The sequence below is a fragment of the Mariprofundus sp. EBB-1 genome (genome assembly GCF_003665155.1).
Classification (GTDB): domain Bacteria; phylum Pseudomonadota; class Zetaproteobacteria; order Mariprofundales; family Mariprofundaceae; genus Mariprofundus.
The window spans coordinates 1-6,405 of record NZ_RCFQ01000054.1 but is presented as its reverse complement, the minus strand read 5'-3'; the positions used below and the strand labels follow the sequence as shown (position 1 = coordinate 6,405).

Annotated in this window: 6 protein-coding genes and 1 pseudogene; 6 read left to right on the top strand and 1 reads right to left on the bottom strand. The window is 41.9% G+C overall.

The features are described from left to right. Positions 1 to 164: 164 nt before the first annotated feature. Positions 165 to 1,712 (bottom strand): CBS domain-containing protein, encoded by a 1,548-nt coding sequence (locus D8Y20_RS13320; RefSeq protein ID WP_236075456.1) that lies wholly within the window; start codon positions 1,710 to 1,712, stop codon positions 165 to 167. Between the two features lie 165 nt (positions 1,713 to 1,877). On the opposite strand from D8Y20_RS13320, the gene D8Y20_RS13315 reads away from it, so the two are divergent. The 6 genes and pseudogenes from D8Y20_RS13315 to D8Y20_RS13285 all read left to right on the top strand — a co-directional run. Further along, positions 1,878 to 2,306: a helix-turn-helix domain-containing protein gene (locus D8Y20_RS13315; RefSeq protein WP_121544202.1), complete on the top strand. Its 429-nt coding sequence runs from the start codon at positions 1,878 to 1,880 to the stop codon at positions 2,304 to 2,306. 207 nt (positions 2,307 to 2,513) lie between these two features. Further along, positions 2,514 to 2,882, top strand: coding sequence for a 4-fold beta flower protein (locus D8Y20_RS13755; RefSeq protein WP_153232667.1), 369 nt, complete (start codon positions 2,514 to 2,516; stop codon positions 2,880 to 2,882). A 289-nt stretch (positions 2,883 to 3,171) separates the two neighbouring features. After that, positions 3,172 to 3,702, top strand: a complete 531-nt coding sequence (locus D8Y20_RS13305; RefSeq protein ID WP_121544200.1) for a hypothetical protein — start codon at positions 3,172 to 3,174, stop codon at positions 3,700 to 3,702. After that, complete coding sequence (locus tag D8Y20_RS13300) at positions 3,702 to 4,193, top strand: hypothetical protein (protein ID WP_121544199.1); 492 nt, start codon at positions 3,702 to 3,704, stop codon at positions 4,191 to 4,193. The genes D8Y20_RS13305 and D8Y20_RS13300 overlap by 1 nt, the downstream gene beginning before the upstream one ends. Positions 4,194 to 4,447: 254 nt before the next feature. Further along, positions 4,448 to 5,341, top strand: a complete 894-nt coding sequence (locus tag D8Y20_RS13290; RefSeq protein WP_121544198.1) for a hypothetical protein — start codon at positions 4,448 to 4,450, stop codon at positions 5,339 to 5,341. 129 nt (positions 5,342 to 5,470) lie between these two features. Then, a pseudogene (locus D8Y20_RS13285) lies at positions 5,471 to 6,301 on the top strand (SH3 domain-containing protein); the annotation flags it as partial. Positions 6,302 to 6,405: the final 104 nt, after the last annotated feature.

Genomic DNA, 6,405 nt, shown 5'->3' with positions numbered 1-6,405 from the left:
TTTTATCCCTGTATTGCATGAATTGCTTGACTGCCATAGCTCCATCACAGGCTGTAATAACCCCATATCCCAAGTTTTCGAGGATTTCTTTTGTAACTTCTCGCAGCGCTTCTTCATCCTCCGCTAGAAGTATCAGGTTATCAGCATAATGAGAGTCTCTCTTTTTAACTTTCATCATCACTCGCCCATTGATGATCGCTGAGACCAAGTATAAAACCATTTAATTCAACCGCCTTACCAGCCAGCATCTGTGCCGAGACATAATTTTGAACCTGTATAACTCGTTCATCGGCTGTAATCATGCGACACTCAAACTGATTTTCTTCTCCGTGTTCTATGGCTTGAGTGCAGTAGTTTAGTACTTTATCTCGATCTTCAAGGTGAATGCGTTTAATCCAACACTCCATGTTCAGCCATGAATCTACAGGGTAGCCCAAGCATTGCTCTACCTGCTTGCCAACATAGCCAAAGCGATCATTAATCAAATCCAATGACCAAGGTATAGCCTGGCTTAACTCAGCCAACACACTGAATTTCTTCTCACTTTGATGTAGCTGTCGCTCAGTCTGTTTTCTGGCAGTTATGTCATAGGTAACAGCATAGATGCGGAACACCTTTCCCGCAGTCACAATTGGTAGAAAACTGTTAAATACATTAATTATACTCCCAGATGGGCGTAGTATGCGGCATTCTGTATGGACCGACTGTCCAGTACATATCTGCTGAAAAAGCTTTAAAGTTTGCTCAATATCTTGTGGGTGGAGTAGACTCTGCAGAGTCTTTTTCGTTAGTGTTTCACTATCGTAACCAGTTAATTGTAATGCTGCTGGATTGGCATTTATGATATTGCCATCCATATCGAAAGCGATCACAGCATTTGGATTTTCTCTAAGAAATGCATCATGCTCATAACTGATCTGACTGAGTTCATTTTCCCTCTGTTCAATCACTCCTTTTAAATAGGAAATGTAACCAGCTTCCATGCACGAGGTGAGATCAGTCTGAGAAATTAATCCAGCCAAACGTCCTTGGCTGTCAACAATAACCATATGTCTTAGTCGCTCATCACTCATCAACGTATTGGCTTCTGGAATGTAGGCTGTCTCAGGCATGACACGAACGGGGCTACTCATTACAGAACGCACTTCAATGTCCTCGACTTGTGTTTGTTGATCATAATGATTGACGATATCACGTTCTGTAATGATGCCGACTGGCTTCCATTGTTCAGCAACGACAACGCAACTAATGCGGTGGCTCTGCATTAGATCAAGTACCAATCGCATCGAATCACATGGGCGAACCCTGATTAAAACTTTTGTCATAATTGAGGCGACCTGTTTCAGGTCAATAAAGTACTCGATACCCATGCCATCAAGCATATCTGTCAGTGTGACTACGCCAGCAAGAAGACCATCGGTATCGGCAACAACAAGGTGGCGGTAATGCTTTTCAGCTAGGATCGAATAGGCTTCAAACAGTGAAAGTCCCTCATCTACCATGGTCACGGGTGAGCTCATAACATTAACAACTAGAGTATGGGTAACGTCAATACTGTCGTGAATAAAACGTACAGCATCGCGTTCAGTTAATAGCCCGACTGCCTTGCCCTCTTGTTCCACAACCAACATGCTAATTTTTTCCTTACGAAATAGCGTATAAGCATCTTCAAGAGGTGAGTCTGGTGAAATAGTTATCACGCTACGGGTCATGATATCCCTGACACTTCTACTCATAGTAGGTATTATCCTCCCTTACATATTAAGTCATCCAATCTATATGTTAATGGGACATTAAATCATTGTTGATTTATCATTTTGATGTAAAAATAAATGCATAATTGACATTCTTTCTCCATTTCTCATATAGTTTAAATCATGCAGTCACAAATCGGTCAACGAATTCGAAATCTTAGGAAAACACATCGTCCACCATGGACGATTAACCGACTGGCACTTCTGGCGAACCTGGACCCAGGACAACTTAGCAGGGCAGAACGTGGCCTGGCCGGACTATCCTTAGATGCTATGACACAAGTTGCCAATCTACTTGGTCTTTCATTGGCAGAATTAATCGACCCCGAAAACTGTAGACAAGGAAAACAGCTCGACTCTGCCGATGGCCTGATACTTTACGTAATTGAAAGCATATGGGGTGAACTGGATGAACATCAAATTAGTCAATGCAGCAAAGCTGAACTTGAATTGATTCAACATCATATTCGAAGCTCTATCGAAGAGGGAATTAAACGAGGACAGATTCAAGCTGAACGGGAGATTGAAATAATTCTGAACAAACATAGCTGAGTTGGATCAAACTAAAGCACGCTAGGGGTTAGAGAACATTCTCAATGTTCGCTTTGAGATAGTCATCAGTAAAGCCAGATTAACAATTACTGCATTATTTATTCAGGGCGTAGCTTCGAATAGCACTTCCCTACAGGTTTATTGCTATTGCCTTCTGTGTAAGAAGTACAGATACTTTATTTATAATAATGAAAATGGAGAATTTAAATGCTATTGCCACTATTTGATAAAGATTGCGACCTTGTTGCCTGGATAGAACCAAACAAACATATTTTCGGTATAAATATGGAATGGGTGGCATTTATTTCAAATGGGCACGCATGGTCATCGAAAACAGGAAAATGGCTTGGTCCCGTATCTGGGGTGTTGTGCAAAGATACCTGTGGAAAGCCTGTTGTTTGGAATCCAAAGGAAAAAGTATCAGGTACTGCTAGGCCAGCAAAGCCCGCTAAAGCAGTAAAAGTTGCTAGGCCAGCAAAACCAGCAAAACCTGCTAAGCCCGCAAAACCAGCCAAGCCAGCAACACCTGCCGGTGGCTGGTCTCCAGAAAGTTACTTTGCTTGGTCAGGGAAATAGACCTAACGCAGCTTCTTAGGTCTCTTATGGAAAATAGCATACGACTACTGATATAGAAGTAATCCACACTCCTCAACTCATCCCCATTTGGGACTTGGTTAGTGTCTGCTGTTTTAAGCGCAGTTCAACTGCGACTGCAGTAGGGACAGGTTTCTTCTGTTACTATAAATTTTTATAGTTCCTGCTATAGTGCGCTCGCTTAATGGTTTGTAGCTCACGAGTTCCTTCTAGATTGAATGCTACTCAAGTGAGAGTTTGGTAATCCTTAAAATATAGGGGGGGGGCTAAGATGTCAAAAAAATTTGAAACTTTTGAAAGTTGGGTAACTTATTGCAGGAACGAAGAAAGCTCAAGCTTCATCGATAATGCGGCGTGGGATCATGCTTTGTTCCTATTTAAAAATTTGTTATCGGTAGCCGCAGAGAAAGGTGAAGATGTCCGTCTTGTTTCTGGCCATCTAAATAGTGATTTTTTTAACCAAATCCTTGAGGAATTGGAACAGTGTGTAAAAGCCGGTGTTTTAATTGATGTGATTGTTTTGGATCGCTCCCTCTCTGATCCCGCTAATATATTTGAGAAAAAACTTGGTGCTTACGAAAAAGGAAGTATTCTCTACTGTCCCAAGGCTATCAGTTCAAGCCTTCCTCATATGTTGTTAGTTGGCGACAGGCGTTTTAGACTGGAAACAGACCATGAACAGACAAAGGCATTGGCCTCTTTTAATAATAAAGAAATGGTTAAAACATTAAGCATTCTGTATGTTCAAGGTAAGAATTTAATCTCTGGGATCCCCAATAATAATCAGTCTCAGGTAGCTTAGTGGACGTTGCTTCATCGTTAAATGGACTGATTATTGTGGCCTCGGCAATTAGTGTAATAGCACAATACTCAGATACTATTCACAGAACTGAAGTAGCATCAATGAAAGATCAAATGAGAGATGTTGACCTGAAGAACACGAATGGTGATGCCGGGCTGGTGTCGATCAAACCTGACTGGGATGAATTCATGAAGGGTGAATGCCTTCGTGCCAATCGATTTGTGGAAGCATTGTTTGTATTTTTGATTGCATGTATTGTATTTCATGCAGTCGTGGTGTTCTTCCCTGACTATTCAGGAAAATGGGCATTGCTTTGCTTTGCCATTTATTTGGGGTGGACTTCACTATGGCTAGGATTGCGTCTAAGATGCATGGCTAAAGAGAGAGAAGATAAGCGTAGTTCAACAAAACAAATTAGAGCAACCTATGAAGCAGTAATGAGTTCCATAAAGAGTCACGATCGCCATCATCACGAGCAGGAACCTTCATAAAGTCATTGGTTGTCCTGCACCTTTACTGAAACAATTAAAGTTACATTTTTTGAGTGTGTGTACGATTCTCCCTAGAATCCCTCAAATCGTTTTGAGTTTGTCTGTGTGTAGCGCACGGTATTATGAATATTCTTATGCCCAAAATATTCTTGGATTAACCTAGCCTAGCAAAGGATCAATGATGGCCTTGATCCTTCTTAAATTTCAACTATTGAAATAATTGTCTATACTGTAATTAACGTCAGGAGGGTGAGATGCGTATAGTTGTATTATTTTTGTTTGTTGGATTACTCACAGGTTGTGTGAGTGCATATTCGATTTCAGGTGGTGATGAAAAAGGTATCCCGTTTTATATAAAGAAAGGTGTGTTTGTGCAAACCACTAAGTATGAGCTTAATTGGGTGAAGGTGATTTTGGATGTAGGGACTTCTGATAAAGATACCCAATCGTTCACATATTACCTGCACGCCGACTCATACGATAAGCTAAAGTTGGATGAAGCAGTGAAATCCAGCCTTGATACCTCAGGAGATACATTTTCTGTAGTGCAAAAGTTTGAAGGTTTTTTCCAATATTCATGTGATAAAGCTGGCATTAATTGTCGAATTGAGCCTAAGTCAACATCTGTCGATATTTGTAAGAGTGCTAAAATGGTCTCCAATTCAGCTGAAAGGAAGGTAGTTGTGGATTATAGCAAGCCCTATTACTTCAACGCTAAGATTCCTCTTTTCACCTCAACAACCTCCAGTATGACCCTGGCAAGCGATGGTACGCTAAGTGAGGCTAGCTCTACTATTGATACAACCAAGCTTGCTGATGTTTTCATGGGATCAGTTCCTGCTAAGGACATCCTCATGGATAAGTGGGGCATCGTCGCAGGAGCTGCGGCCGTGACCAAGTCAAAAGGTGAACTGAAGGCTAAAATAATTACTAGCGGGGGCGGATTGGTATGTACCTATACAAAAGAGCATGACGCAAAATCACATGAGCTTCCTTGGATTGAGGGAATTAGTAATACATCCAAAGAGAACAAAGCGTTTTTAACTGTAACTCTGAAATCTGCTCCTAAGAAGAAAAAAGAAAAGGAGAACAAGGACACAATCAATGTAAATGGTTCAATTAAACTACCAAAAGCTTTCATTAACTAAGTGATGGAAACCTTTGGCATGCGGTGCTTATTCGTTGCTTCTCTATTTCTGATCGTCGGTGAAGTAGCTTATGCAGCAGATTTAGTAGTTCCAAACGACCGGGTCACAAGCCAATAGAATGTACGAGCGTCTGCAACTGTTGATAGTAATGTCATCAGTGCTCTCAGGGCAAATGAAACGGCAGTGCTTGTTGGCAGCGTACCTTACTGGTATAAAGTAAAGCTTCCATCGGGCTTAACAGGATATGTCAGTAAGCGCTGGGCTACGGTTGTAACCACAAGTGCCAGCACAGGGCAATTGCTACGCATTGGCTCTTGGAACATCAGGAAGCTTGGACATGGTACAAAAGATTTTGCCAAGGTGGCTCAGGCAATCGATCAAAACTTCGATGTGCTGGTGGTCGTCGAGGTAATGCAGAAGCAGAGGGCTCATAATGGATATGATTCCTTAATCAATGAGCTTGGAAGTAGCTGGAAAGGATTGATAACTGATAGCCTCAGGCCAAACACAATAAGTAGCAACTCGGAATTTTACGCAATCCTTTATAGATCATCAATTGTTCGGCCATGCGCTGGTTGGTCTAAACTCATATACCATCAAGACAATGACGGTGGCGACAACGGCGTTGGTGATGACGTTTTTTCCAGAGAGCCTGCATTCGGTTGCCTTGAAGCACCAACAAGCCATTTCAAAATTGGTTTTGATTTTCTCATTGCCGCATTCCATGCTACCTTTAAAAGCAAAGCAGCAATTAAAGCGGAGTCAGGTCATCTAAACGAAGTCTTTTCCACAATGGCAGCAGCCAGGCCAGGAGAAAAGGACTTGATCATAGCGGGTGACTTCAATTTAGTGCCTAACACGCTCTCTACTGTCACTGAAATGGACGTAACTACTGTCGGAAGGGTTCAACCTTCAATACGTCTGGAGAGCTCACAGGGAACCTGTATGACCACATCTTGATCTATGATACCAGGGCTACCAAAGGGCAGGTGAGGCCAGCTGAAGTTATTGATCTGACAACAATGGTCTCTGGAGGCTCTGAGTATCTGGATAGCATAAGCGAC